Origin of the sequence: Mycobacterium stomatepiae, from assembly GCF_010731715.1 — a bacterium.
GTDB lineage: Bacteria > Actinomycetota > Actinomycetes > Mycobacteriales > Mycobacteriaceae > Mycobacterium > Mycobacterium stomatepiae.
Map to the genome: position 1 here is coordinate 2,422,813 of NZ_AP022587.1, position 25,720 is coordinate 2,448,532.

General features: G+C 62.3%; 20 protein-coding genes and 3 pseudogenes. 12 read left to right on the forward strand and 11 right to left on the reverse strand.

The annotated features are described in order from the left end of the window. Window positions 1-6: 6 nt before the first annotated feature. From G6N54_RS11505 to G6N54_RS11515, 3 genes are read left to right on the forward strand one after another with little or no spacing between them, the layout of a single operon-like run. Complete coding sequence (locus G6N54_RS11505; protein ID WP_163790273.1) at window positions 7-285, forward strand: sarcosine oxidase subunit delta; 279 nt, start codon at window positions 7-9, stop codon at window positions 283-285. After that, on the forward strand, window positions 282-3,146 hold the full coding sequence (locus G6N54_RS11510; protein ID WP_163790274.1) for a 2Fe-2S iron-sulfur cluster-binding protein: 2,865 nt from the start codon (window positions 282-284) through the stop codon (window positions 3,144-3,146). The genes G6N54_RS11505 and G6N54_RS11510 overlap by 4 nt, the downstream gene beginning before the upstream one ends. Beyond that, window positions 3,139-3,732 (forward strand): sarcosine oxidase subunit gamma, encoded by a 594-nt coding sequence (locus G6N54_RS11515; RefSeq protein ID WP_163790275.1) that lies wholly within the window; start codon window positions 3,139-3,141, stop codon window positions 3,730-3,732. The genes G6N54_RS11510 and G6N54_RS11515 overlap by 8 nt, the downstream gene beginning before the upstream one ends. 7 nt (window positions 3,733-3,739) lie before the next feature. On the opposite strand, the gene G6N54_RS11520 is transcribed toward G6N54_RS11515, so the two are convergent. The 4 genes and pseudogenes from G6N54_RS11520 to G6N54_RS11535 all read right to left on the reverse strand — a co-directional run bounded on the left by G6N54_RS11520 (window position 3,740) and on the right by G6N54_RS11535 (window position 8,480). Then, entirely contained in the window at window positions 3,740-4,591 is an 852-nt protein-coding gene (locus tag G6N54_RS11520; protein ID WP_197939594.1) for a methylenetetrahydrofolate reductase, read from the reverse strand. Between the two features lie 51 nt (window positions 4,592-4,642). After that, window positions 4,643-5,275: an MBL fold metallo-hydrolase gene (locus G6N54_RS11525; RefSeq protein WP_163790276.1), complete on the reverse strand. Its 633-nt coding sequence runs from the start codon at window positions 5,273-5,275 to the stop codon at window positions 4,643-4,645. Further along, window positions 5,272-6,358, reverse strand: a pseudogene (locus tag G6N54_RS11530) (S-(hydroxymethyl)mycothiol dehydrogenase). The gene G6N54_RS11525 and the pseudogene G6N54_RS11530 overlap by 4 nt, the downstream one beginning before the upstream one ends. A gap of 70 nt (window positions 6,359-6,428) precedes the next feature. Further along, entirely contained in the window at window positions 6,429-8,480 is a 2,052-nt protein-coding gene (locus G6N54_RS11535) for an NADH:flavin oxidoreductase (RefSeq protein WP_163790277.1), read from the reverse strand. A gap of 175 nt (window positions 8,481-8,655) precedes the next feature. On the opposite strand from G6N54_RS11535, the gene G6N54_RS11540 reads away from it, so the two are divergent. The 4 genes from G6N54_RS11540 (at window position 8,656) to G6N54_RS11555 (ending at window position 11,298) form a co-directional block, all read left to right on the forward strand. After that, window positions 8,656-10,047: an L-serine ammonia-lyase gene (locus tag G6N54_RS11540; RefSeq protein WP_163790278.1), complete on the forward strand. Its 1,392-nt coding sequence runs from the start codon at window positions 8,656-8,658 to the stop codon at window positions 10,045-10,047. A 119-nt stretch (window positions 10,048-10,166) separates the two neighbouring features. Next, window positions 10,167-10,427, forward strand: a complete 261-nt coding sequence (locus tag G6N54_RS31540; RefSeq protein ID WP_372513150.1) for a helix-turn-helix domain-containing protein — start codon at window positions 10,167-10,169, stop codon at window positions 10,425-10,427. A 332-nt stretch (window positions 10,428-10,759) separates the two neighbouring features. Continuing rightward, the gene (locus tag G6N54_RS11550) at window positions 10,760-11,044 is read left to right on the forward strand and encodes a type II toxin-antitoxin system Phd/YefM family antitoxin (RefSeq protein ID WP_163790280.1); all 285 of its coding nucleotides are present in this window, start codon (window positions 10,760-10,762) and stop codon (window positions 11,042-11,044) included. Beyond that, window positions 11,041-11,298, forward strand: coding sequence for a Txe/YoeB family addiction module toxin (locus G6N54_RS11555; RefSeq protein WP_163790281.1), 258 nt, complete (start codon window positions 11,041-11,043; stop codon window positions 11,296-11,298). The genes G6N54_RS11550 and G6N54_RS11555 overlap by 4 nt, the downstream gene beginning before the upstream one ends. A gap of 1,304 nt (window positions 11,299-12,602) precedes the next feature. Here G6N54_RS11555 and G6N54_RS11560 read toward each other — a convergent pair. The 3 genes from G6N54_RS11560 to G6N54_RS11570 all read right to left on the reverse strand — a co-directional run bounded on the left by G6N54_RS11560 (window position 12,603) and on the right by G6N54_RS11570 (window position 14,777). Continuing rightward, window positions 12,603-14,057: an NAD(P)/FAD-dependent oxidoreductase gene (locus G6N54_RS11560; RefSeq protein ID WP_170313043.1), complete on the reverse strand. Its 1,455-nt coding sequence runs from the start codon at window positions 14,055-14,057 to the stop codon at window positions 12,603-12,605. 256 nt (window positions 14,058-14,313) lie between these two features. After that, complete coding sequence (locus G6N54_RS11565; protein WP_163790283.1) at window positions 14,314-14,559, reverse strand: zinc ribbon domain-containing protein; 246 nt, start codon at window positions 14,557-14,559, stop codon at window positions 14,314-14,316. Continuing rightward, window positions 14,442-14,777, reverse strand: coding sequence for a hypothetical protein (locus tag G6N54_RS11570; RefSeq protein WP_163787993.1), 336 nt, complete (start codon window positions 14,775-14,777; stop codon window positions 14,442-14,444). Before G6N54_RS11570 ends, G6N54_RS11565 begins: the two co-directional genes overlap by 118 nt. Window positions 14,778-14,932: 155 nt before the next feature. Here G6N54_RS11570 and G6N54_RS11575 point away from each other — a divergent pair, with 155 nt between their 5' ends. Continuing rightward, window positions 14,933-15,301 (forward strand): cupin domain-containing protein, encoded by a 369-nt coding sequence (locus G6N54_RS11575; RefSeq protein WP_276056173.1) that lies wholly within the window; start codon window positions 14,933-14,935, stop codon window positions 15,299-15,301. Window positions 15,302-15,347: 46 nt separating this feature from the next. On the opposite strand, the pseudogene G6N54_RS31545 reads toward G6N54_RS11575, so the two are convergent. After that, window positions 15,348-16,003 (reverse strand): annotated as a pseudogene (locus G6N54_RS31545) (ATP-binding protein); the annotation flags it as partial. A gap of 124 nt (window positions 16,004-16,127) precedes the next feature. Between G6N54_RS31545 and G6N54_RS11585 the strand changes: the two are divergent. Further along, window positions 16,128-16,529, forward strand: a complete 402-nt coding sequence (locus tag G6N54_RS11585; protein WP_163790284.1) for a hypothetical protein — start codon at window positions 16,128-16,130, stop codon at window positions 16,527-16,529. A gap of 315 nt (window positions 16,530-16,844) precedes the next feature. Here the strand turns inward: G6N54_RS11585 and G6N54_RS11590 are convergent, their stop codons facing one another. After that, a complete protein-coding gene (locus tag G6N54_RS11590; RefSeq protein ID WP_163790285.1) occupies window positions 16,845-17,048 on the reverse strand; it encodes a hypothetical protein in 204 nt (67 codons plus the stop codon). 371 nt (window positions 17,049-17,419) lie between these two features. On the opposite strand from G6N54_RS11590, the gene G6N54_RS11595 reads away from it, so the two are divergent. After that, window positions 17,420-18,937, forward strand: coding sequence for a class I adenylate-forming enzyme family protein (locus G6N54_RS11595; RefSeq protein WP_163790286.1), 1,518 nt, complete (start codon window positions 17,420-17,422; stop codon window positions 18,935-18,937). A gap of 614 nt (window positions 18,938-19,551) precedes the next feature. Here the strand turns inward: G6N54_RS11595 and G6N54_RS11600 are convergent. After that, a complete protein-coding gene (locus G6N54_RS11600) occupies window positions 19,552-20,490 on the reverse strand; it encodes a DUF6039 family protein (RefSeq protein ID WP_179969198.1) in 939 nt (312 codons plus the stop codon). A 292-nt stretch (window positions 20,491-20,782) separates the two neighbouring features. Between G6N54_RS11600 and G6N54_RS11605 the strand changes: the two are divergent. Both G6N54_RS11605 and G6N54_RS11610 read left to right on the forward strand, forming a co-directional pair. Beyond that, a pseudogene (locus tag G6N54_RS11605) lies at window positions 20,783-21,193 on the forward strand (IS110 family transposase); the annotation flags it as partial. Window positions 21,194-21,496: 303 nt separating this feature from the next. Next, the gene (locus tag G6N54_RS11610) at window positions 21,497-22,399 is read left to right on the forward strand and encodes a DUF6039 family protein (protein ID WP_163790287.1); all 903 of its coding nucleotides are present in this window, start codon (window positions 21,497-21,499) and stop codon (window positions 22,397-22,399) included. Window positions 22,400-22,839: 440 nt separating this feature from the next. Here the strand turns inward: G6N54_RS11610 and G6N54_RS11615 are convergent, their stop codons facing one another. Beyond that, window positions 22,840-25,680, reverse strand: a complete 2,841-nt coding sequence (locus G6N54_RS11615) for an MMPL/RND family transporter (protein WP_163794677.1) — start codon at window positions 25,678-25,680, stop codon at window positions 22,840-22,842. Window positions 25,681-25,720 lie beyond the last annotated feature (40 nt).

Here is a 25,720-nt window from a genome sequence, read left to right on the forward strand (position 1 = left end):
CACGCCATGCAACTCATCGAATGCCCGTGGTGCGGGCCGCGTGAGGAGACCGAATTCCACTACGGCGGTGAGGCACACGTCCCCTACCCGCCGGACCCGCAGGCGCTCACCGACGAGCAGTGGGCGCATTACGTGTTTTTCCGCGCCAACACCAAAGGGCTCTTCGCCGAGCGGTGGAGTCACAGCGCCGGCTGCCGGCGCTGGTTCAACGCCATCCGCGACACCATCACCTACCGATTCCACGCCGTGTACCGCATCGACGAGCAGAGGCCAACGCTGCCATGAACGCTTCCTTCCGCACCCGGCACGGTGGTCGTATCGACCGGGAAGCGTTGCACACCTTCACCTTCAACGACCAGCAACTCACCGGCTACGCGGGCGACACGTTGGCATCGGCCCTGCTGGCCAACGGCATCCACCAGGTCACCACCAGCATCAAACTGGGCCGCCCCCGCGGATTCACCGCCGCGTGGGCCGAGGACACCGGCGGCCTGGTCCAGATCGAACATCCCTTCCCTGAGCCGATGCTGCTGGCCACCACCATCGAACTCTTCGAAGGCCTGGTGGCGCGCGGCATTCCGGGCCAGGGTCGGCTCGCCGACGTCGCCGACACCGCGCAGTACGACCAGATGCACTGCCACGCCGACGTTCTGGTGGTGGGGGCGGGGCCGGCGGGCATCGCCGCCGCGCTCACCGCCGCCCGTGCCGGGGCGCGGGTCGCGCTCATCGACGAACAGACGGAGGCCGGCGGATCGCTGCTCGGCACGGCCGAGACCATCGACGGCCGGCCCGCGCTGGAGTGGGTCGCCGCGGCCGTCAGCGAACTCCACGCCTGCCCCGACGTCCTCCACCTGCAACGCACGACCGCCTTCGGCCACTACGACGACGGCTTCGTCCTGGCCCTACAACGTCGCACCGACCACCTCGGCGCCGAAGCGCCCGCGTCGGTGAGCCGGCAACGGGTCTGGCGAATCCGGGCCCGGCGCTTGGTTTTTGCCACCGGCGCCCATGAGCGCCCAGTGGTATTCACCGACAACGACCGCCCCGGGATCATGCTCGCGCACGCCGCCCGGACGTTCCTGCACCGCTACGGCGTCAGGGTCGGCACCCGCGGCGTCGTCTTCACCACCAACGACAGCGCCTACCTGGCCGCGCAGGACCTGCACGACGCCGGGGTCGAGATCGCCGCGATCGTCGACGCCCGCGCCGCGGTCTCCGACGATCTGCGCCACGCCTGCGCGCAACGCGATATTCCGCTCCGCACAAGGGCTTCGATTGCCGGAACGCTCGGCGACGCCCGAGTTACGGCCGCACTGGTGTCTTGCGCCGAGGAAGCCACCGTGGAGGCGTTGCCCTGTGACGTACTGCTGGTCAGTGGGGGCTGGAATCCCGCCGTTCATCTGTTCAGCCAGGTGGGCGGCAAGCTGCGCTACGACGACATCCTCGGCGCGTTCGTACCGGGCGAAGAGCTCGAGAGAATCGACATGGCCGGTTCGGCCAACGGCGCCCTGGCCCTACCGGACTGCCTGCGTCAGGGACGCCGGTCCGGGGCTCGCGCCGTCACCGAACTGGGTTTTAAGGCCGCGTCGAAACCGCTTCCCGGCGAATCTGATTCGTTCCGCGAAGCGGCGACCGGCCTGGTGATGTGGCGGGTCGCCGACCCCGCCGGCGCGGCCCACCAGTTCGTCGACGTCCAGCGCGACGCCACGGTAGCCGACTTGAGCCGGGCCGTGAGAGCGGGGACACGCTCGATGGAACACATCAAGCGATACACCACGATCGGCACGGCACACGATCAGGGCAAGACGTCCGGCGTGGTGGCGTCGGGCATCACCGCCGAACTGCTCTCGGAACTGCAAGACGTGCCGATCCAGAGTCTCGCGGTAACCACCTTCCGCGCGCCCTACACGCCCGTGGCATTCGCCGCACTCGCCGGCCGCAACCGCGGGCACCTGTTCGACCCGGAACGCATCACCGCCGTGCACGACTGGCACGTTGAGCGCGGCGCCGTGTTCGAGGACGTCGGACAGTGGAAGCGACCGCGCTACTACCCGCGGCCCGGCGAAGACATGGAGACCGCGGTCCTGCGCGAATGTGCCGCTGTGCGAAGCGGAGTGGGCATCCTCGACGGCTCGACGCTGGGCAAGATCGACGTCCAGGGCCCGGACTGCGGCGCATTCCTCGATCTGCTCTACACCAACATGATGAGCACCCTCAAAGTCGGCATGATCCGCTACGGCGTCATGTGCGGTGTCGACGGCATGGTCATCGACGACGGCACGGTCATGCGACTGGCCGAGGACCGCTACCAGGTGTTCACCACCACCGGTGGCGCCGCCCGCATCCTCGACTGGATGGAGGAGTGGCTGCAGACCGAGTGGCCCCACCTGAGGGTACGGCTCACCTCGCTCACCGACCAGTGGCACACCTTCCCCGTGGCGGGACCTAAGTCACGCGCTGTCATCGGAGCCGTCTTCCCGGACCTGGACGTCAGCAATGACGCATTCCCGTTCATGGCATGGCGGGACACCGAGTTGGCCGGAGTGCACGTCCGCGTCGGCCGGGTCAGCTTCTCCGGGGAACTCGCCTACGAGGTCAACGTCGACGGTTGGCACGCACTTGCGGTGTGGGAGCGGCTTATCGCCGCCGGCGCGCCCCGCGGGATCACCCCGTACGGCACCGAGACCATGCACGTGCTGCGCGCCGAAAAGGGCTACCCGATCATCGGGCAGGACACCGACGGCACCGTGACCCCCCAGGACCTCGGCATGGGCTGGGCGGTGTCGAAGAAGAAATTCGATTTCGTAGGCAAACGCTCATTCACCCGCAGCGAGAACCTCAGCCCGAACCGCAAACAGTTCGTTGGCCTGCTGCCCGTGGACGCCGAAACAGTGTTGCCCGAGGGCGCCCAGATCATCGAGGCCGACAGCACAACGCTAGGACCCGTACCCGTCCCGATGCTCGGACATGTCACCTCCAGCTACCGCAGCGCCGAACTGGGCCGGCCGTTCGCCCTGGCGCTCGTGAAAGGCGGCCAGGCCCGCAGCGGCGACACCGTGCACGTTCCGGTGGGCGGCACCTTGGTGGCCGCGGAAATCACCAGCTGTGTCCTCGTTGACCCCGAAGGAGAACGCCGCGATGGCTGAAACCCTCACCCGCCGAGGCCCTCTGCACAGTTGGCAGCCCCGTCTCGCGTGCCTGCCCGAGACGGCAAGCGTCAGCGAGGAACCGTTAATCGCGATGGTCGACCTGTGGGCGGATCCGGCCGGCCTGTGCGGCACCGCCGCCGCGACCGTGCTCGGAATCGACTGCCTGCCCACCACCCCGTCGACTCTGCTCGCGGGCCCAAGCCTGGACGTAATCTGGGCGGGGCCGCAGGAGTGGTTGGTCATGTCGACCGATCGGACCGGCGAACAGCTTGAGACGCAACTACGTGCGGTGATCACCGAGCTCGGCGGCGCGGCAGTCGACGTTTCGGCACAGCGCACGGCAGTCCGGCTGCGCGGCGAGCACGCCCGCGACGTCCTCGCCAAGGGTTGCTCGCTGGACTTGCATCCCCGCGTGCTCGGACCCGGTGCGGCCGCACAAACCGTGCTGGGATTAGCCGCGGTGGTGCTGATCCCGTTGAGCGACAACGGAACCGACTACCGAATTCTGGTCCGCTCGACGTTCGCCGGCTATCTGGCCGACTGGCTGATCGACGCCGCCGCGGAATACGGCGCGGTACAGTAGCCGGCCCCTACCGGGTGGCACCGTGTTCGTGGACCCATCCGGCGGTGGCACGCAGACCGCCAAAAGTGTAGAAGTGCACCAGCACCTCGCCGAGGTCCGCGGTTGTGCTGCGTTGGGCCAGTTCGGTCACGAACGCCTCGGGCCCAACGGTACCCAGCAGGTTGGTGAGCGAAAACCCGAACTTTCTGGCGATTCCCGCGCTCGCGGATACGCCGAATCGTGTTGCGTAGGAAAGTAATCGGCGGATACCGGCAGGACCGGGCACGCCGATCCTAACGGGAAGATTGATGCCGCGCTGACGCAGCTGCGTTAGCCAGGCCACGACGCGATCCACATCGAACCCGAATTGCGTGGTGATGCTGCCGGCCAGGCCCTGCGCGGCGAGCGCGGCGGCCTTGTCGTCCAGGGCGGTCCACAGTCGCGCGGCGGGGATGCCCGGGTGACCGTCCGGGTACCCGCTGATGCCGACGCTGCGCACCCCGGCCCGGCCGAGCAGTCCGCTCTCGATGAGCGCCAGGGCGCTGTCGTAGGGACCCTCCGGAGTTGCCGGGTCGCCACCGACGACGAAGACGTGCGCACTTGCGTTGAGCCGCTGCAGGGCCGCCAGGTAACGTTCCAGCTCGGATCGAGACGTGAGTCGGCGTGCGGCAATGTGCGGAATAGGTTGGAAGCCAGCCTCTTTTACTGCCGCGGCCGCACGCAGCCTGACATCGAAGCCTTCGGTGCCCAGATAGGTGATGTTGACCTTCGTGCCCGCAGGGATGACGGGCCGGGCCTCGGCAAGTTCGGCGACGTCTTTGCCCGTCATCTCCAGCGAAAAGTCCTTGAGCAGCCGCGGCACCGCTTCGGCACTGATCACGAAAACGTTCCTCCCGGTCGATCGTTCAGAGCGCCGTTGCTCGGGTGTGGGTCAGTGACCGCGGGCGATCCAGGCGGCGAGGTAGGGAGCCTCAGCGCCGACGGAGGTGTGCCCGCCGTGGCCGGTGTGGACGAGCGTCTCCTCCGGCAGTGTCAGCACCGATGATCGGATCGAGTCGATGATCGTCGGGAAGTCGCTATAGCTGCGGCCCGTGGCCCCCGGTCCGCCCTCGAACAACGTGTCGCCGGAGAACAGCACGCCGGCCTCGGGCAGGTACAGACACACCGATCCCGGCGAATGGCCCGGCGTGGGGATGATCTCGATCTCGGTGCCAGCGAACCCGATTCGCACATCGGCGTCCAGGTCCCAGTATTTTTCCTCGGGATGACTTGCTTTCCAGAGCATGTCGTCTGCGGGATGCAGTAATACCGGCGCCTGCAACGTGATTGCCAACTCGGGCGCCACGGTGACGTGGTCGTCGTGACCGTGGGTGACCACCACGGCCACCACGTTGCGGCCGCCGACGGCCTCGACGATGGGCCGCGCGGTATGCGCGGCGTCGACGATTACTACCTCGCTGTCGTCGCCGACCACCCAGACGTTGTTGTCGACCTCCCAGGTCCCGCCGTCGAGGCTGAACGTGCCAGAGGTGACAACCCGATCGATGCGCAGCGGCCCGCTCACAAGACGACCACCGATCGCAACACGGCACCGCGATGCATCGTGTGGAACGCGTCTTCGACTTCGTCGAGCTTGATCCGTTCGGACACGAACCGTTCGAGCGGCAGGCGGCCCTGCTGGTACAGGTTCACGAGCATCGGGAAATCCCGCTCGGGCAGGCAGTCGCCGTACCAGGATGACTTCAAAACCCCTCCGCGAGAGAAGAAGTCGACCAGCGGCATCTGTAGCTGCATGTCCGGAGTCGGGACCCCGACCAGCACGACAGTTCCGGCCAGGTCGCGGGCGTAGAACGCCTGGCGCCAAGTCTCCGGACGCCCGACCGCGTCGATCACGACGTCCGCGCCGAACCCGCCGGTGAGTTCCTGTACGGCGGCTACCGGATCGGTCTCGGCCGCGTTGACGACATGGGTGGCGCCGAGTTCGCGCGCCCATTGAAGCTTCCGCGGGTCGCGGTCGACGGCGATGATGGTGCCCGCCCCCGCCATGCGCGCCCCCATGATGGCGGCATCGCCGACACCTCCGCACCCGATGACGGCGACCGAGTCGCCGCAGGGAGACGTTGCCGGTGTTGACCGCCGCGCCGAGGCCGGCCATGACACCGCAGCCGAGCAGCCCCACCACAGCCGGGTCAGCGCCGGGGTGCACCTTCGTGCACTGCCCGGAGTGGACGAGGGTCTTCTCGGCAAAGGCCCCGATGCCCAGCGCCGGCGTGAGCTCGGTGCCGTCCGCGAGGGTCATCTTCTGGGTGGCATTGAAGGTGTCGAAGCACAGGTGCGGCTTGCCGCGCTTGCACGCCCGGCACTGGCCACACACCGCGCGCCAGTTCAGGATCACGAAGTCACCCGGGGCGACCGACGTCATCCCCGGCCCGACCGCCTCGACCGTGCCCGCAGCCTCATGGCCGAGCAGGAAGGGGAACTCATCGTTGATCCCGCCCTCGCGGTAGGTGAGGTCGGTGTGGCACACCCCGCAGGCCTGCACCTCCACGACCACCTCGCCCGGTCCCGGGTCAGGGATCGTGATCGTGGTGACCTCGACCGGCGCTCCCTTGGAGCGGGCGACGACGCCCCGAACTTGCTGTGGCATAAGGACTCCTTCGTGATGCGACAGGTCCAGAACGAACCCAAAAACGTTGATTTACTGCGACTTACCGGGTCTAGATGACAACGCACAACCGGAACGCGTCGTAGATGGCGGCGTGGATGTTGCGGCTGGCGACGGCGTCGCCAATCCGGAACAACTGGTACCGGCCCTCGGGATTACTCGCGATGTGCTGGCTGCCCAGCCGCAGCAGGGCGTCCTGGTCGACCGCGCCGAGATTGGTTGAGCCCGGGACCAATTCGAAGTAGAGCTGATCCTGCGGCCGGGTCCCGTGCTCGACCACGACGTGGTCGACGAGCCGGTGCCGGGTGGCGCGCGCGTACTCGTTGTAGAGATCGACCTCGAAGCGGCCGTCCTTGCGCCGCACTGCGGTGAGTCGCTCGTTGAGGGTCACCCGGACGTCGTGCTCGGCGAACACCTTGAAGTAGCCGGGGTAGTTCACCCCACCGACGTCGGGCGCAAGAATCCGTTCCGGAGTGACGAACTCGACCTCGGCGGCACCGCTGCGGACCAGCACCTCGACCGCGTCCAGGCCCGGGTGACCGCCGTTGTCGTCGTAGAACAACACCTGCCCGCGCGGGTGTACCGCACCGCAGAGCACGTCCCACCCGTCGACCACCAAATGCGCTCCCTCGTTCAGAAATTCGCTGCTGGGTGCCCCGCCGGTGGCGATGATCACCACGTCGGGGTCCGCGGCGAGCACATCGTCGGCCTCGGCGTAGCAGTTGGTTCGGATGTCCACGCCCAGCAGCTTGCACTCGGCGAGCCGCCACTCGATGATGCTGATCAGGTCTCGCCGCCGCAGGGAGGACGCCGCGAGGCGGATCTGTCCGCCGGGCGCGTCGGCTGCCTCGAATACCGTCACCCGGTGTCCCCGCTCACCGAGCACCCGCGCGGCCTCCAGGCCGGCCGGTCCCCCGCCGACCACTACCGCCCTGCGCGGCGGGCCCGTGGTCGCCGGAATATGGTGTGGCATACGGTCTTCGCGGCCCGTCGACGCGTTGTGCACGCACTTGGCGTCGCGATTCTGGTAGATCTCGTCCAGACAGTAGCTGGCACCCGCACAGGGACGAATCCGGTCCTCTTGTCCCGCTTGAATTTTGGCGACGATGTGAGGGTCGGCTATATGGGCGCGGGTCATGCCGACGAGGTCGATGAGCCCGTCGCGAATGGCGTGGCGCGCGGTGGCGACGTCGTTGATACGGGCAGCATGCATGACCGGAATGGACAACGCCTGCTTGACCTTGCCGGCGAACTCGAGATGGGGCGCGACGGGAGTGCCCATCGGGGGAATGACTCGCGAGAGCGCCTCGTCGCTGGCCATGTATCCCTTGATCACGCTGATGAAATCGATGCCCTCGGCCACGATTCGCTGCGCGATCTGCATGCCCTCGTCGAGCTGCAGGCCGCCGGGCAGGTCCTCATCCAAGGACATCCGGATACCCACCGCGAAGTCGGGGCCGGCGGCCTGGCGAACCGCCCGAATCACCCTGAGCGGGAAGCGAAGTCGGTCTTCCAGGCTGCCCATGCCATACTGGTCGTCGCGGTGGTTGGTCAGCGGCGACCAGAACGAGTCCAGTAGGTGCGTGTAGGCCTCGATCTCGATGCCGTCGAGGCCCGCCACGCGGCAACGCTCGGCGGCGTCGGCGTACGCACGCACGATCCGGTCCATGTCCCATTCCTCGGCCACCTTGGGAAAGGCGCGGTGGGCGGGTTCACGAATCGCCGACGGCGCGATGACGGGCAGCCAGTCCCCGTCGTAGTTGCTGGTACGTCGGCCAAGGTGAGTGATCTGGCACATCACGGCCGCGCCGTTCTCGTGCACGCCGTAGGCGAGCTCGCGCAACCACGGGACGATCTCGTCCTTGTAGATGTGCAGGTTTCCGAATGCCGCGGGACTGTCCGGCGCCACCGCCGCCGAGCCGCCCATCATCGTCAGCCCGACGCCGCCCTTCGCCTTCTCCTCGTGGTAACGGCGGTAGCGACGCTTGGGCATGCCCTCTTCGGTGTAGGCCGGCTCGTGAGAGGTGCTCACCACGCGGTTGCGCAGCGTGCAGCGTTTGAGCACAAACGGCTGCAGGAGGGGATCGGTGAGCTGCATTGCCATCTTGGCAGATTAATATATTAGTGATTACTTGGCGATATATTAATACTCAGGGCTACGGGGATGAGCCTTGACCTCGGCGTACGTCGGGCCTAGCCTTCACAACGATTGATCTTTAATGCACGGTGCCGTGATGCCGTGACCCATTTTCGACCTCTGCTTCAGGATCGGTGATCGCATGAGCGTCAGCGTGTTCGACCTGTTCTCGGTGGGCATCGGCCCCTCGAGTTCCCACACCGTCGGGCCCATGCGGGCCGCCGCGAGATTTGTCGCCGACCTGGACACCATGAACGCACTGGGAGCCGTCGCCGACGTCCGCGTCGATTTGTACGGTTCGCTGGCCGCCACTGGGGCGGGACACGGGACAATGACGGCGATCCTGCTGGGCCTGGAGGGCTATCTGCCCGAACAGATCGACACCCAATGCATAGAATCGCGGATCGACGCGATGCGGCGCACCGGTCACATCGCTCTCGGCGGAGCCCAAACGATAGCGCTCACCGAACAAGACATGGTCCTGAGGCCGCTGACCGTGCTGCCGTTTCATCCCAACGGCATGCGACTGACCGCACTCGACGCCGATGGCGCCCAGCTACACAGCCAGACCTACTTCTCCATCGGCGGCGGCTTCGTCGTCACCGAGGCCGAGACCGTCGAGCAGGTTGCCCGGGCCGACACACCGAGCGGAACCGGATTCGGCTCGGCGAAGGAATTGCTGGAGATGTGCCGCCAATACCAATGCAGCATCAGCGATCTCATGCTGTACATCGAGAGCCGGAATCACCGAGCGGCGACGGAGATCCGCGAGAGTCTCCTGCACATCCGCGACGTGATGGTAGAAAGTGCGAATAGCGGCATCCGGCGCGAAGGCTTCCTGCCGGGCGTCCTACGGGTACGGCGCCGGGCGAAGGCATGGTACGACCGGCTCAACCAGGAGGACCCGGACCGGCGACCCGAATTCGCCCAGGACTGGGTCAATCTCGTGGCCCTGGCGGTCAACGAGGAGAACGCGTCGGGCGGACGCATCGTCACCGCGCCCACCAACGGGGCCGCGGGGATCGTGCCCGCCGTTCTGCACTACGCATTGCACTACACGCCGGCGGGACAACGCGATCCGGACGACACCGCGATCCGATTTCTGCTCGCCGCAGCCGCCATCGGGTCACTGTGCAAGGAACGTGCCTCGATATCGGGCGCGGAGGTCGGCTGCCAGGGCGAGGTCGGTTCCGCGGCGTCGATGGCCGCCGCCGGCCTTGCCGAAATCTGCGGCGGCACACCCGAACAGGTTGAGAATGCGGCCGAGATCGCCATGGAACACAGCCTCGGCCTCACCTGCGACCCGATCGCGGGCCTGGTACAGATTCCCTGCATCGAGCGCAACGCCATCTCGGCGGGCAAGGCGATCAACGCCGCCCGAATGGCGTTGCGAGGCGACGGCGCACATCACGTCACGCTGGACCAGGTGATCGAGACGATGCGGGCGACCGGCGCCGACATGCATTCCAAATACAAGGAGACCTCGACCGGCGGACTTGCCGTGAACGTCACCGTGAACTACGTGGAGTGCTGACCGCGCGCCGCAGTCCATGAAAAATGCCCCCGGAGGATCTCCGGGGGCATTCCTACTAGTAGCCCTGAGTCGGATCATTTTTAAACATAAAATTGACTGATGTGCAAGTCAATGTTTCTGTGAAAGATGCGACGTCACGGTACGTTTCCCCAGCCCGGAGGCGACAGCGGATCACAGCCCAGTTGTGCGACAAAGTGGTTGCAGCCTATGAGTCCGGGCAGACCAGCCGGCAAGTTGCCGAGGAACTAGCGCTAGGGTGGACGACTGTCCTGAAGATATTGAAGGCTGCCGGGGTGACGGTCCGGCCACAGGGGCGTAGGCATTATAAGGCGGTTGGAGCCGCGCCGAGCCGTGCCTCAAGAAGCCGGCCTTCCACGTAGCGATACAACCGCTCAAGTTCCAGTACGTAATTGGTCGGGTTACTGCGGGCCGATCCGAACGCGCGCTCAGACCTGGTCGTGCACTTGGCTGTAGACGTCGAGGCCGATACTCGGCGCTACCACAGCGATACGGCGGCCGCGCAGTCAATTCCGCGGTCAGACAATCCGCCTGCCTGTTCGTAGCACTTCACACAAAATACTCATCTGCGAGACCTGTCAGACGCTCTATCCATTTCCCCTGTTCTGACGCTGCACATTTGTGTCTCTAGTACCGCAATACGGTACGATCAGCGTACTATATATCCGTACGACAGAGGAGGTCAGATCCGCTCATGGCCATCAGTGCAAGTGAAGCTCGACAGCGCCTCTTCCCGCTCCTCGAACAGGTCAACAACGACCATGAACCTGTGCGCATCACCTCCAAGGCCGGCGAGGCGGTGCTCATGTCAGCCGCCGACTATGACTCGTGGCAAGAAACGGTCTATCTACTCCGTTCGCCCGAGAACGCACGCCGACTTATGGAGGCCGTGGCCCGAGACAAGACCAGCCTCCTTGCCCCAGCCAACTACACGAAGTCGATCGACGAACTTGAGGAGATGGCCGGCGGCCGGGAGTGAGAAGCATCAACTTCGATCCTGACGCCTGGGAGGACTTCTTGTACTGGTTGGCCTCCGACCGCAGGGTGGCCCGTCGGATCACCCGACTCATCGGAGAGATCCAACGCGACCCGTTCGCAGGAATCGGGAAACCGGAGCCGCTCAAGGGGGAGCTGTCGGGCTACTTGTCGCGGCGGATCGACGACGAACACCGTCTCGTGTACCGAACAGGCCACAACGAAGTCAAGATCCTGAAAGCCCGCTACCACTACTGATCGGCGCTTCTGCTCGTCGTCAGCCAGATCCGTTGAGAATGACCCCGATTCAGCGCGGATGGCCAGGGACTCGGCCGAAAATCGCTTCGACAGAAGGTGACTCGCGTCAGCAATGACCTGGCAACGTGTCCAGTCGGTCAAGCCAGGTAGGTCACGGTGAAGTAAGTGCCGGCGAATTGGGTGCAATCGCCAAGCGAGCAGGAGCCGCGACGCGAGCCAGCAGGCGAAGAAAAGTCCGGTTGACGGCCCTGCGGCGCTGTTGTGCGGATGCTGCCCGCTCAGCGCCATGACATGTATTGTGCAACCCTCAAAGCCAATTGAGGCTGTTTTATCCGAAATATACAGTGCAGAACATGTTCCGATAATGTAGGTAATGCGAATACGTCTGCGTATGATACTTCCCGCCTCGGACGGACTTGCCTTGTCTCCCAGTCTGATTCGCTCTAATAGAGCGGCATGTCGCCCGCCTAGTTGCATTGTCTTCAGCCGGCTTCTCTGGCTGAGCCTGGCGCACGCGGGTCAGCCGCCACGGAGCGACGACTATCCCGCGGTCACACCCCAGGTCGACGAGACCAGCACCGCCGACGACGCCGTACAGCGCCGCGTCGATGCCTTCCTGCTCGCCCTACCCGGCACCGCAACAGCCCTTGCAGCGTTGTGGCGCCGCACCATGGGAGTGCGCTGCGTGGCGGCCGGGTTACTGCTCATCGCAGTTTCTCTGGTCCCCGTCTGCGGTTTTGTCGCTTTGCTGTCGCTCAATTATTAAGGACATTTACGTCCTGTGTCGGCAATCTGCTCGTTTCGAGTTCACTCAGTCCGCCCCAAGCCTCCGAGACGTCGTCGCGCGACCCGTCAATCCTCGGATGGACTAGAACGTCGCGTTGCCTTACGTCCTGCGCCGTTGTGCTCGAGAGTCGATCTTGTAGCGCCGATCCAAGACCCACTGCCGACGCCAGAAAGGCACATGATTCGCCACGGAGACGATCTGCTCATCGGTGAGCCCCGCTGGGTTTCCGCGGAAATCATGTGCAGTCAGATGCTTCTCCGATCATCGGTGAAAGCGATTGTTGTGCAATGAAATTTCATATCACATATTGATATTCCTATCCCAGAGAATCTGAGAAGTGATTACCGTGGGAACAAGTGGTTAATTCGGCGGTGCATTTTAATTCTTTAATCCGCTGAAAATTTCGCAGCCCCGCCGTTGCATCGAGAGCGCTGTTCATTGGTGGAGTTGGTACCGGCGGAAAGTCCTCGCGGCGGATCGGATGATCGATAAACGGATTGACTACGCCGGACTCCTGTCAAGCTTTTAGAGAATTCTGCCCCGTCGTTGATGGTCGTAGAGCAGGAGCAGGCTCCTCCCATTTGTCAAATTCCGCCGTCAATAAATTTGCTGGCTTCAAACCGGCGACCACATCGAAATACAGTGATGTGAGCAATGTGCTACCGGCGATGGCAGCGGCAAAATCCCGCCGCTCATCCCAGCGCTCTGGAGCCGCGACCCGCAGAGTGCTCTCGTAGCCGGGCATCATCAACCCGTCACGGCCGCGCCAGTACTCGCGTAGACGTTCGTCGAGCGCCACGGGGTCATCGATGACTGGCGAAACCAGACCAACCAGCAGTTCGGCCTGAGCAATGGCATCCGTGATCCCACGCGCGGTTATCGAGTCCTTGTGATGACCACTGTCGCCCACCAGTGCCCATCCCGGCCCAGCCGCCTGGCGGAAGTAGTTCTGTTGATCGCCTGTGCCCCACATGCGCTCCACGCGGCACGCTGACGCCATCCGATCGGCCAGGTCAGGGGCATTGGTACACACCGCCTCCTCAAGGGCATGCACCGCGTCGCATTTGATTTCTTTGAATCGATCTTGTGAAAAATACGCGGCGACCAGCACAGCATCGTGAGTCGGCACCGCGCCCACCCATGCCCGCCGCCCGTCGTACAACTCATAACCCGCGTCAAGACCATTCCAAAACGAATAGTAAACACACGTGATCCGTGGGTCCGCGCGAGTTACCGGTGCATCAACGAGCCGTGCGACGGTCGACCGGATCCCATCAGCACCAACCAGTAGGGAAGTCCGTACCGAAAACCGGCGCGGGCCCTCACGTAAAACGATACCGATCGGGCGGTTATCATCGGCACGCACAATATCCTGGGCAATAACTCGGTGACGCACCTCCGCGCCGGCACGCTCAGCGGCAGCCGCCAGGAGCGTGTCCAAGACGTAACGCCGTGGAGCAAACGACTGCGTCTCATAGGAATCCGCCGACACGCTGCCCTTGATAACTACGTCACCAATCTGCAGGCGGGTGTGAGAAATCTCTGGGCACCCGCTGTTGACCAAGTCTTCCAGCACGCCCCACCGACGCAATCGCGCAATGCCCGGCTGATGAATGTAGTTCGTAGACAAGGTGTCAGAGGGAAAGTCCGCGCGATCAACAAGTAGGACGCTATGACCTTGGCGAGCTGCTAGAAGAGCTACTGAGGCTCCCGCCACGCGGGAACCCACTACAACGACGTCGTAGTGGTCCTCCAATGCAGGCCTCCTCAGCAACTCAAGTCCGCGATCCGTCTTAGCGAGACCCCGAGCGCCACAAATGATATGAACTCTGAGCTGCGGCGCCTGCGCAAGACTGCACATTCCGCTTCCATTTTTCGCGGCCCGACCCAGCTCGGTTAATCCACGTGATCTGGACCCGGGTTGTAAGGCTCCGCTCAGAGAGTCGATGGACCATGATCCCCCGAAGGGCATACGTCCCGCACGTAACCGGCGGCCGTGCGTCGGTAGATAGTTCAACGGCCACCATCGGACGAATCTGTCGCTACGGTTGCAGCCGAAACCGACATCGCTCCGGCGACCGGCCAGGCCTCGTCCAGGATTGTAGGCTTGACTTCCTCCCTCCGGCTGGAGCCGGGGATTCCAACTCGTTCATGCTGCGGGTGCAGTGTGGGCGGGTTGGGGCACTGATCCCTCGCGGTTTCCTGCTGGTTCTTGCGTCAATGTCTGCTCAGCGCGCGGGCGCGGAGGAGTCTCGGCAGGCGGTGACCGCAAGCCCTGCGGCCAATATGTTTGTGGCGGCGTTAACGTCCGCATGCCCAGTGAACGAGCAAGTGGTGCACCGGAATACCGCTTGGCTCAGGGGATTTCGGATCCACCTGCCACACTTCGAGCCGCGTTGCGACGTGTACGCACCACCACCACGGCGGTCCCGGTGTAGCGCCGCCGAGGCCAGCGCCAACGCGAACTGTGCCATCCCTTGGCGAGGATGGCACGGTTGAGCCCGGACTTGGCAGCCAGGTTGCGGCCCGGATCCTGCAGGGTTCCTTTCGCTGTCCGAGTCATGTTGCGATTCTTCAAATCTTCGAGCACCACCACGGCGTTGGCCGCGGTGAGCTGATGCGCGGTCTGGGCACAGAAATCCTGCCGGCGGCGCCGTTCGCGGGCCCGGACATCCGCCAACGCAGCCCGCACCTTGCCCCGGCTCGCCGACCCTTTCGCCGAGCGGGCCAGTCTGCGTTGCAGCGATACGATGCGGCGCTGTTAAACTGCCGCGCACACCTAGCCAAAGAGCTGGTGAGGAGCCGCTACCGGTTGAAATGGACACGCCTGATGGCAGAATCAACATCATGCCCCATCAAGCCATAGATCTTGGCCAGAAACTAGCGCAATTTTCCGAATATTGGTCACCGAAGATCGTGGCCCATCTCAACGACTATGAAGTCAAGGTCGTCAAGCTGCGCGGCGAGTTTGTATGGCACAAGCACGACGAAACCGATGAACTGTTCTTCGTCGTCGCGGGCGAACTGACCATTCAGCTACGCGACGGCGACGTGACAGTTCGGCCCGGACAACTGTTCATCGTTCCGCGCGGCGTCGAACACTGCCCCCGCGCTGATGGTGAGGTGCACGCCGTGCTCGTAGAACCCACCGGTGTGGTGAACACCGGTAGCGCTGGCGGCGACCTGACTGCCGCGTACGACGATTCTCTCGCCTAGGTCCCCGAGGCCAACCGCCCGTCCCCTCGACCGGTTTCAGCCGGTGTCTGGCTTTGGTGTGGGCGAGCCGGTAGCTGACAGTGCCGGTCTCGATGATGTTGCCGCCGAAGGTGAGTCGGTCAACGATGGCGGCGCAGAGCCGTGAGTCGGTGAAGGTTTAGTCCAGCCCGAGTAGCTGTCGTTCGATGCGATGCCACGGAGTTCTTCTCTTCGCGTTCGGTTAATACCTGGAACGGCAGCTCTGCTCCACGCTTATCGAGTTCCATATAGCCCAGCTCATCGATGCAGAGCAGATCGACGCGGTCGCAGCGGTTGATGGTCTTGGTGAGCTGTTTGTCGTCGGCGGCCTCGACGAGCTCGTCGACGAGCTTGCTAACCAGGGTGTATTTGACTTTGTCGCCGTGCATCGCCGCTTCGGTGCCCAGCACGATCAGCAGATGGGATTTGCCCGTGCCGCCCTGTCGCCCATCAAAACGCTACGGCAACGCCTTCTTAACCCAATCGCACTTCGCGAGCATGTAGATGATGGCGGGGTCGATGTTTGGGTTGGCGTCAAAGTCGGAGCGGCGCAGCGACTTATCACGGGAACACCCGCGGCGAATGCGGCGTTCGAGCGCCGACAGGCACGGTCGTCCCATTCGGCCATCAGCAGCTCCGCGAGAAACCGCGGTAGGACATCTGCTCGCGGGCGGCGTTGCTTGCGCGGGGCGCTGAGATCCGTGCAGATCATCGGGTTCGTAGCTGTTGGTGGGTTTGTTGGTCGTGTGGGACGGCATGGATTGTCGGTGGTGTGTGCCAGGGTGATTGTTGTGGGTTCGATGCGGCGGTGCGCTGTGGCCGGCTCAATGCCCGCAAGAAGCAGTTGACAGCCCAGTCGTCGGCGCGGTGTGCCAACGAGGTGATCGCCGGCAACGATGATCAATATTGGTTGGCCTGTGAGGCACAGTACCGCCACATCGTCGGGTTGAAGGCCGCGATCGCTGCTATCGACCCCCGCCTGGCCGCACGTACCACCGACATCCTGACCGTGGCGCAGCGCAAAACCCGCCGCACCGCCACAGCGGTGAAAGGCTATGCAACGCAAAAGAAGAACGATAACGCCGCCGCCAGCATCTGCAGGGCCAGCTCGCCGCCGCTGAACAGCAGCGCGCTAGCGGGATCGGCCGCGTGGTGGAGGGCGGTAAACACCTCGCCACAACGCGCCATCATCTCGATAAGGCCGGCCTGAGCACACCGCAGTGGCGGCGGCAATGGGTGGCGGCGCGGTGGCGGATCACCACCAACGGCTCGCCTGATGAGCCGTTCGGGAACCTCACAATCACGGTGAGCCCGGACGGGCAGGTCAGTATCCGGCTTCCGAAACAGTTGGAACAGTTGGCCAACGCCCCCGCGGCCGGTTCGCGCTCACCGGCACCGCGGTGTTCACCCACCGCGCTGGCGAATGGGCCCAACGGATCACCGGCGGCAACTCCTTCTCCTGCAGTGTCGCCTCCGACCTGGCCGTAATGGCGTCTACCTCACCGGGTCGTGGCCTATCCCCGCATTACCGTACTGGGCTCAGCGCGGCGGCTGCGGTCCCGGTGACGACGTGTTCGCGACAGGCCCGGTCATCGGGGTGGATCTCAACGATGGACGTATCGCCGCCCACCGCCTCGACGCGCGCCAACCCGGCCGGCACCACCCATCGCATCGAGATCGACCTGTCCGGCAGCGCATCGCGCAGGGATGCCGAAGGGCGCCATGCCATCACCCAACTCCTGTGCACTACCCCCGCCACCACAGCATCACCACGATCGCGGTCGAAGACCTCAACTTCGACGACGCCCGCTGCACCGGGCGCCAAAACGATGCCAGGGAGTGGATATGGCCGGACCCCGAGAACTGGTCCATGATCAATCGATCGGGGTCAGACCGACGCAGCTACTCAGCTCCGACTGCTAGTCATAGCATCTCACCTAAGCGCAGCTGCTAGCCGGATCGCTGACGGCGCCAAAGCCGAACAGTTCTGGAAGATACGCCCAAAAGTGAACTGGATCGGCGGTCAGTATTGAGCAGAATTAAGCGGTCTCGGGCGATGACAATATGTTGGTCCCGAAAATCCACGTTAGGGAGCGCTGTATGACGTCAATCCCGCTGATCACCGATCTATTGCGGGCGCGCGCGGCGCTTGAGCCTGAAGGTGTGGCCCTTCGGGTAGATGGCGGAGAGGATCTGCGTTTCGGAGAGTGGGAACGCCGCGCAAACTCAATAGCTCACGGGCTGCTCGATGCTGATGTGCGGCCAACTGACCGCGTCGGTCTGGTTTTCAGCGGAGCCGATTGGGCGGAATATGCTGCTAGTTACCTTGCCGTGCTCAACTCCGGGGCTACGGCGGTTCATTTAAGAAGTGGCATGGATCCGTCGGAATTCGACCGACGCATCACAGAGACCTCGACTAGCTTATTGATATGCGGAGCGGCCGCCACAGTGCCTGCCTACTCCAGTTTGCCTAAAACCTCGCCACGAGACCTCGCAAATAATCAGCCTTCGTCACCGGTGGATGTAGTAGTCGATCCGTCTTTCATCGCCGATATCCTATACACGTCTGGCACCACAGGTGCAGCGAAGGCATTTACCAACCCCCACGGAAATCTGGTGTTCGGCCGAGGACCAGAAGGGTTACGACAGTTTTCCACCGCTGCGCCCATTTTGGCGCCAATGCCGCTGGGCACGACCTCCAGCGCCACCATCGCGGGCATTATGGCCGTCACGTCGCAAACCCAGCTGGTTATTTGTTCGGTCTCCGATATCGAGCGCATGGGCGAGCTTATCTACGCCGAGGCGGTCGGCTTTGTGATGCTGACGCCTTGGATCGGCCAGCAGATGGTGACTGCCCGACTGCACGAGCGTCACGACCTAAGCACCGTGACTCGGCTGGCGACCGCTTCAGCGCCCTTGGCGCCCGCAACGAGCCGTCGACTGCTGGAGATGTTTCCGAATGCTGTGCTCAACAGTGCCTACGCGCAATCCGAAGCCGTTCCCGCGGTGATTACCAACACCTTCGATCCAGAGCGACCGACCACGCTGGGACTCCCCGCACCCGGAACGGAGGTTCAGATCGTCGATCAAGATGGAAATGCTTTGCCGGCGGGACAGCTCGGGGAAATTTGGATGCGATCGGCCGCGCCCAAACGGCGATACCTGGATGATTCTCGGGCGGAGGTGGTGCATGATGCCGATGACTGGATCCGCACCCGCGATCTTGGCCACCGAGATACAGAAGGCTTTCTTTATCTGTTTGACCGACCTGAAGATGTGATCGAGTTGAACGGTCATCTTCTGTCGTCGATCCAGATCGAGGCACAGCTTTATGAGCATCCCGCGGTACGCGAGGCGGCCGCGGTAGTCCTTCCTAGCGCCGATCTGGCTCCCGCGTTAGCCGCGTTTGTCGTTTTGTCTGATGCTGGGCAGCTTGACGACGTCTGCCGATTCGCCGAGAATCGGCTGCAGCCACCCGCCTTGCCGACACAGTGGCACGCCGTAGAGTCGCTGCCGCGAGGGGTTACTGGCAAGGTCCTCAAGCGCCTTCTACGAACTACAAACCCCGTATTGGGCGGAGCACATAGCAGCATCGGCGGGCAAGTCCGACCGCTTTGAGGGCTCACGGCGAGGACCTGGATCCGGTTTCAGCATTGTCTTTCGGCGCGAAAAAGTGGCTCAGCTGCAGGCGAGATGAAATGCGCTGCAGCACAGCATTTTTGGTTTTCCCCAGGCGCGAGAACATCAGCGTGTGATCTCCAGCGCTGTATTGGTCTGGGCTATCGAGTTGGCCCGTAATGGGTCATGGAGCACTAGATAGCTTGGGGTGCTGTCCTTTTCGCCAGTTCCTGCGATGCCCAGGAGCTTGCCTTGCTGGGGTCCAAAGCCACGTCCGCATGGCGTCCGCAAGTGTGTAATCGACTCGCGCGGTGCGCGGGCTGCGGCTTCGTAGGGCTTTCCCCGGGTTTCGCAGCCAAACAGACATCACCAGGGCTAGCGCCCGCCATTTCGTCGGCAAACGCCTGTCGCGCCAGCCCGCGCGCGGCAACGGTAGGCGATAGGGTCCCCGAGAACCAAGAACTCTTCAGCCGCAGATAATTCATCGCCCGAGCAACTCGCGGCCAGCTCCTCCACGTCGTATATCCAGCGTCCCCGATCTATCGGCGAACTTGACCGTGCCTCACACCCGACGGCAGCTAGCTCAACCATATAAGTGCGTCGAATACTGAGCGTTATACGGCAGTACGAGCGGCATCAGTGGCGTACATGTTCCAGTGCTGCGGGGTGAGGGCCAAGTCCCGCAGAGTGCCGTCGATAAACATCCGGCTCCAATCACCGCCACCCTTGCCTGGCGGGATCCACTCTTTCATATACACCTCGGCGACCTCAGGTTCCATGAATGCCCGCATGTCAATGAGTGAATAATACGCCGACAGGTCTTTCAAATGGATCAGCCAGTGAATGCGATCAGACAAGCCGAAGGCTTCCTCATACAAAAACACCGTTACCAAGCCCCTTTGATGGCTGTTGATGGTTTCGGCTACGGCTCGGGCAAATTGTCGCCCCTCTGCCCGGAACTCGTACTTCAGCTGGCCAACACGGTGGATCACGATCCCAGCGATCGCAGTATTCAAACAGTCCTGCGGTGACAGGGATGTCTGTGCCTGCGCAGGCGGCAATATCAACCCGCCACTACCGGTCTCCAACGGCTCACTCGGGTTTCCGTCGGTACTAGTTCCGTACATCCCTGAGAATTGCGGCAACAGCACCGTTTCTGTGATCGTCCCATCGATAAACAACCGATCCCAGGTTCCGCCACCCTTGTCCGCAGCGATTCGCTGCTTGAAAAAGATCTCCCTAAAGCCAGGGTCGCTGTTGCCCATCTTTACCATCGACTCGTAAACCTCAAGTGAGGGCAGATGCAAGATCCAATGGATTACGTCTTTGGTTCCGAACGTTTCCTCGTAGACGTATACCGAACAGACGCCACGCTGATTAGAAGTAATGTACTGGGCAAGCTCACGCGCGAACACCCTGGCCTCCGAGCGAAACTCGGACTTTGCCACCCCAGTCCGCTCCACAACCAAGCCGGCGTTTCCGGAGTGCAGGAGGCCCTCGTACTGAACGTCCGTCTGCGTCAAGGCTGTTGGGATACTCGGCGCGTCGGTCACAGCTGCCTCCAGTGATTGAGCTAGTTGTCGACGTTCCCACCACGCCGATCACGTTGAACGCTAGAAGCCCGCGCCCGGCCACGCTGGTCAGGACTGCGCACTTGCATGGAAAGTTGACCCGCAATGGGTCATGCACCGCCACTCAGATTGCGGGCTGGTGGTTTTCGGCCAATCCAGCGACCTCCAGGCATCGTGTCTTGTCTACCCAGGCTGAGCCGGATGCAACGTATTCAGGAGCGGCCACCGCGGGGCGGATGGTGTCGGCTGATTGACCACTCCCCCACCGTTGCAGACGGTCGCCCTGACCACGGTGTATGGCAGCTTGTTGTTGGCGGTGCTGGCCGATGCCGGCAAGACCGGCGCGGTATCTGGCGAGCAGACAGGTCTGGCAGGCGTCCGTAACTTATTGTGGCGGCTCGGTGATCGGTGCTACGCACCGATCACCGAACTGCGGATGCTGACCGCCCATCGCGCAAATCTGGTCGCCGATCGCACCCGCACCATCAACCGGCTGCGCCAACAACTCGTCGTGGTGTGTCCGGCGTTGGAGCGAGTCGCCCAACTGTCCCAGGACCGTGGCCGGGTGGTGCTGCTGCCGCGCTACCAGCGCCCGGAAGCCATTCGGCACAGTGATTTTGGGCTCGTGACTCGGGTCCTGACCGACGCTGGCGTACGCAACGCTGCCGCCGTCGCGGCGGCGGCTTGACTTCTTTATTGCGAGCTCTACCTTTCTTCGATGACTTGGTAGGTCTCGAAGCAGAATCTACTCCCCGCCATTTACACCGGCTTTTGGACGCATCCCCGAACACGTCATCGCCCGACTAAAAGATGGCACGCCCTGCGGGGATTCCGCCGGTGCGCCCACGCCATAAACCACAGCCTTCACATAGTTGCAGGGGTTTAGAACATGCAGACCCCCACTCAAGTACGGGGTCAACTCCTAGTGGCCGCTCCAGACGCGCACATTTGGGCTGTTTTCGCGAAAGCGGGCGCTAATACTTCAAACATGGCCAGAGCCAAGGAGGACCGCCATATGTCAACCCACGCTGAGAATCCCCCGGCCATCGCCGCTCGGCTTGCGGATCGGACTGTCGCGCCCAACTCCTTAAACTCGAGCATGATCGTTCACCGAGTGGGCACGGCGAACCCGGATTTTGTTGACGAGGCGCTGGTCTTCGGTCAGCAAATCGCCGACCGGATGAATTCGGTCCTTGGGACTGCGGCCAACACCACGGTCTACCGGGACCTTGGGTCAGCTTCGAAGATTCATTGGTTGGTGCACCTCTATTCCCCAGCCGACTACGGAAAATTAATCAGCATGGCTGATCACGACGAAGAGCTCCGACACGTCTACGAAGGCAATCGCTTGCCCGAGCGCGGAGGAGGTAACTGGGAGCGGATATTCGTTCAATCGTCCTTTCGTGAACTCGTAATAGTTCCCCAGCACGGACTGCTCGATAGCCAGGACCACCCTGGCCTGGGTGAGGACCTCTTCGCCGTCCCGGCGATCTTTCAGATGCCCGAAGTAGCGTCAACCTGGAGCAGCACAAACGCCCCAATGATATTACATCGACGCATACAGGGCCTCTACGCAAGTCGTGACCTCGCCCGCCTCTACCTGCAACAATGGCAAGGCGCCGTCAACCGCACCCTTCCAGGCGAGATCACCGTCGCCCAATACGAAGAAGTGTGGGGGCATCAGGACCGGCTGCATCTCCTCATCCATGCCAGCGGCCGTAACGCGCTCCAACGATTGAAAGATCTGGAAGATTCGCCATCTGGCGAATTTGCCGGCGTCATTTCACGATTGCGAGTCAAGCGCGCTGGCCAAATGTTCGACTGGAGAGGGCTGTTCGAAGACGGAACGCAGACCGATACCATCCTCGAACGGTATTGGCCATCGACCTAAGAGCGCTGGCGATCGGGACACGAGCAGCTTTCAGACATTTACAGTCACGCTGCGGCCGGCGATATGGATCCGAACCCGACCTGATGGCCAGGAGGAGGGGAAGGGGAAGGGTCGCCAGCGCTGGGGCATGCATTGCAGCGAAATGCGCCGGCAAGCCTAACGACGTCGATCTCGCAATTCGTCAAGCGTACGCCGGACTGGGGGCTGCGCGGCGCTTAATGGCATCTTGTTGGATAGACCAAAGTTCCTGCAGCCTCACGGGCTGGGTTTCTGCTGCTTTCCGGTTTCTCCCGCGTTACTAGCTGTTGCGACGCACAATATGGCGCGTGGACTCAATAAAACGCATGTGTAGTCATAACGAAGCGTTCACATGTTGACAAGCAGGGCAGACCACGCCAGTCGGAGTAGCTGCGTCGCCCCTAGCTGATGGCGCCAAAGCATTAAGACAGTCGCTCGAATTGAGATGTTGTGGCGGCCTCGTAACGATTCACGACCGTGGCTACGTATCGGCGCCGCCTGGCGTAGATATTTGTTGGCCACCAGAACCAGGAACCTAAGACTGTGGCAATGGCTGGTGTCATAAAAGATCTGACGATGAGTGTGTCCAGCAAGAGACCAAGGCCGATGGTGGCGCCGGCTTGGCCCATGATCCGTACGTCGCTCACCACCATGGAGCCCATAGTGAATGCGAAGACCAGACCAGCTGAAGTGACAACGCTACCGGTGCCGCCCATTGCGCGAATAATCCCTGTTTTAATTCCAGCTGGAATTTCTTCTTTGAATCGGGAGACTAACAAAAGGTTGTAGTCCGACCCGACTGCGAGGAGTATGGTCACCGACATCGGGAGGACCAACCAATGCAGTTCCATTCCAAGGGCGTATTGCCAAATAAGCACGGATAGTCCAAATGATGCGCCCAGCGAGAGCACTACGGTACCGACAATGACAAGCGCTGCGACTAAGGCACGCGTGACGATCAGCATGATGCTAAAAATCACACACAGCGAGGCGATTCCTGCGATCATGAGGTCATATTTGGAACCGTCCGCCATATCTTTGTAGACCGCCGCTGTGCCACCAAGTTCGATTTTGGCGTCTTCGAGCGGCGTGCCCTTGACGGCTTCGATCGCAGCGTTTTTGATGGGCTCGACCTCCGAGATGCCTTCCGGCGTGGCTGGATCACCGCGATGTGAGACGATCATGCGAACTGTCTTGCCGTCGGGAGACAGGAATGCCTTGAGGCCTCGTTTAAAGTCCGGGTTATCGAAAATCTCGGGGGGCAGATAAAAAGAGTCATCGTTCTTGGCGGCGTCGAACGCTTTCCCCATCGCCGTCGAGTCTTTACTGAGCTCTTCTGTCTGACTGTAAAAACCGGATATAGTACTGTACATCGTTTGAAACGTAGAGTACATGAGCTCCATGGTCGGTACGGTCGCTTTAAAATCGGCGATCATTTGCGGTAATAGGGCGTCCACTTGGCGCATCCCCGCGACCATTTTATCCATAGTCTCGGTCATTTGATCGATTCCATCAAGTGCGTCGAAAACGGATCTGATTGCCCAACATGACGGAATATCAAAGCAGTGTTTCTCCCAATAGAAATAGCTGCGAATTGGCCTAAACGTGTCGTCAAAATTCGCCATATCATCTCGCAGCCGATGAATGGTATTTTGAACATCGGTCATGTTATTGATGACCGAATGCATCACTCCGTTCAGATTGTCCATGATCGCAACCATGCTTTTCATAGTTTCAATCATCGTGCCGAGCTTGTTTGCCAAGGCCCCGATCTCGCCAATACGGTCTTTGATGAGCTTGAGGTTCTGCAATTGACCGACATTTTGTGTGCTGATCAGGAACGGAATCGAGCTATGCTCTATGGGAGTGCCTTGGGGTCGGGTGATGGCCTGAACGCGCGCAACGCCAGGTACTCGAAAGACGGCCTTGGCAACTTTGTCCACGACAAGGAAGTCCGCTGGATTACGCAAGTCGTGGTCAGATTCGATGAGCAGGATCTCTGGCTGCATACGCGCCTGAGAGAAGTGCCGATCAGCAGCGAGGAATCCTGCGTTCGCCGGAATATCTTTCGGAATGTAGCGGCGATCGTCGTAGCTAGTCCTGTACCCGGGGAGTGCGGCAAGCCCAATGATGGCTATCGCCACAGACACGGTGAGAATAGGCTTCGGCCAGCGGACGATAGTGGCTCCGATCTTTCGCCAAGTCCGAATCCGCATGGCCCGCTTGGGCTCGAAGAGCCCCAGGCGGCTACCGATCGTGATGATGGCGGGCCCGAGCGTTACCGCCACCAAAACGGCCACGATCATGCCAATGGCGCAAGGCGCGCCGAGCGTCTGATAATAGGGCAATCGAGTGAAGCTCAGACAATAGGTGGCTCCGGCGATGGTCAGGCCGGAGCCAGCGATGACATGGGCCGTGCCGTTAAACATCTCGTAATAAGCAGTTTCGGGATCAGCCCCCCCGGCGCGCGCCTCCTGGTACCGGCCGATAAGGAAGATTCCGTAGTCAGTCCCAGCCGCAATAGCAAGTGACATAAGCAGGTTGACAGCGAATGTTGACAGATTGATGAGATGGTGATGCCCGAGCATGGCGACCATTCCGCTGGCAGCGCCAATTTCTATTCCGACCGTGAGCATCAATACGATCACTGTGAGGATCGAACGGTAGAAAATTAACAGCATGGTGACGACGACCGCGACGGTGACGAGAGTAATCTTCGCCATGCTCTTGTCACCGGCATGGTTCAGGTCGGCTTGAAGGGCTTCCGCGCCGGTAACAAAGACCTTGACACCGGGTGGCGGTGGAGTCTTACTGGCGGCTTTGCGAACGCTTTCGATCGACTCGTTGGCCAGGGCGCCGCCCATGTTTCCGGCAAGGTTTATCTGAACGTAGGCGGCCTTGCCATCGTTGCTCTGCGCTCCGGCTGCGGTTAGGGGGTCTCCCCAAAAATCCTGAATGTGCTGAACGTGCTTGGCGTCCCCCCGCAGGCGATTCATTAAGTCGTCGTAGAACCTGTGCGCCTCGGCCCCGAGTGGCTGTTCACCTTCCACGACGACCATCGCTACGCTGTCGGAGTCGGACTCCTTAAACAGCTGGCCCATGTTCTTCATCGCCTGCATCGAGGGCGCATCCCTTGCGCTCAGCGATACAGAGTTTTGCTTTGCGACGTCCTGAACCGAAGGGGCGGTCGTACCGAGGACGACGACGATTGCCAACCAACCAAGAACAACGGGGATCGAGAGCCGCCGCACCCACCGGGCCATGAGCGTGTGCCGGCCCTGGCTGCCGCTCCGACGCCCGTTG

Excerpts from the sequence above, each read along its gene's own strand:
- G6N54_RS11515 (WP_163790275.1), top strand. The coding sequence starts at position 3,139 with ATGGCTGAAACCCTCACCCGCCGAGGCCCTCTGCACAGTTGGCAGCCC.
- G6N54_RS11575 (WP_276056173.1), top strand. The coding sequence starts at position 14,933 with ATGCCCCATCAAGCCATAGATCTTGGCCAGAAACTAGCGCAATTTTCC.
- G6N54_RS11615 (WP_163794677.1), bottom strand. The coding sequence starts at position 25,680 with ATGGCCCGGTGGGTGCGGCGGCTCTCGATCCCCGTTGTTCTTGGTTGG.
- G6N54_RS11510 (WP_163790274.1), top strand. The coding sequence starts at position 282 with ATGAACGCTTCCTTCCGCACCCGGCACGGTGGTCGTATCGACCGGGAA.
- G6N54_RS11540 (WP_163790278.1), top strand. The coding sequence starts at position 8,656 with ATGAGCGTCAGCGTGTTCGACCTGTTCTCGGTGGGCATCGGCCCCTCG.
- G6N54_RS11550 (WP_163790280.1), top strand. The coding sequence starts at position 10,760 with ATGGCCATCAGTGCAAGTGAAGCTCGACAGCGCCTCTTCCCGCTCCTC.
- G6N54_RS11610 (WP_163790287.1), top strand. The coding sequence starts at position 21,497 with ATGGCCAGAGCCAAGGAGGACCGCCATATGTCAACCCACGCTGAGAAT.
- G6N54_RS11505 (WP_163790273.1), top strand. The coding sequence starts at position 7 with ATGCAACTCATCGAATGCCCGTGGTGCGGGCCGCGTGAGGAGACCGAA.
- G6N54_RS11595 (WP_163790286.1), top strand. The coding sequence starts at position 17,420 with ATGACGTCAATCCCGCTGATCACCGATCTATTGCGGGCGCGCGCGGCG.
- G6N54_RS11560 (WP_170313043.1), bottom strand. The coding sequence starts at position 14,057 with ATGCCCTTCGGGGGATCATGGTCCATCGACTCTCTGAGCGGAGCCTTA.
- G6N54_RS11565 (WP_163790283.1), bottom strand. The coding sequence starts at position 14,559 with ATGGCACAGTTCGCGTTGGCGCTGGCCTCGGCGGCGCTACACCGGGAC.
- G6N54_RS11590 (WP_163790285.1), bottom strand. The coding sequence starts at position 17,048 with ATGGCATGGCGCCCTTCGGCATCCCTGCGCGATGCGCTGCCGGACAGG.
- G6N54_RS11535 (WP_163790277.1), bottom strand. The coding sequence starts at position 8,480 with ATGGCAATGCAGCTCACCGATCCCCTCCTGCAGCCGTTTGTGCTCAAA.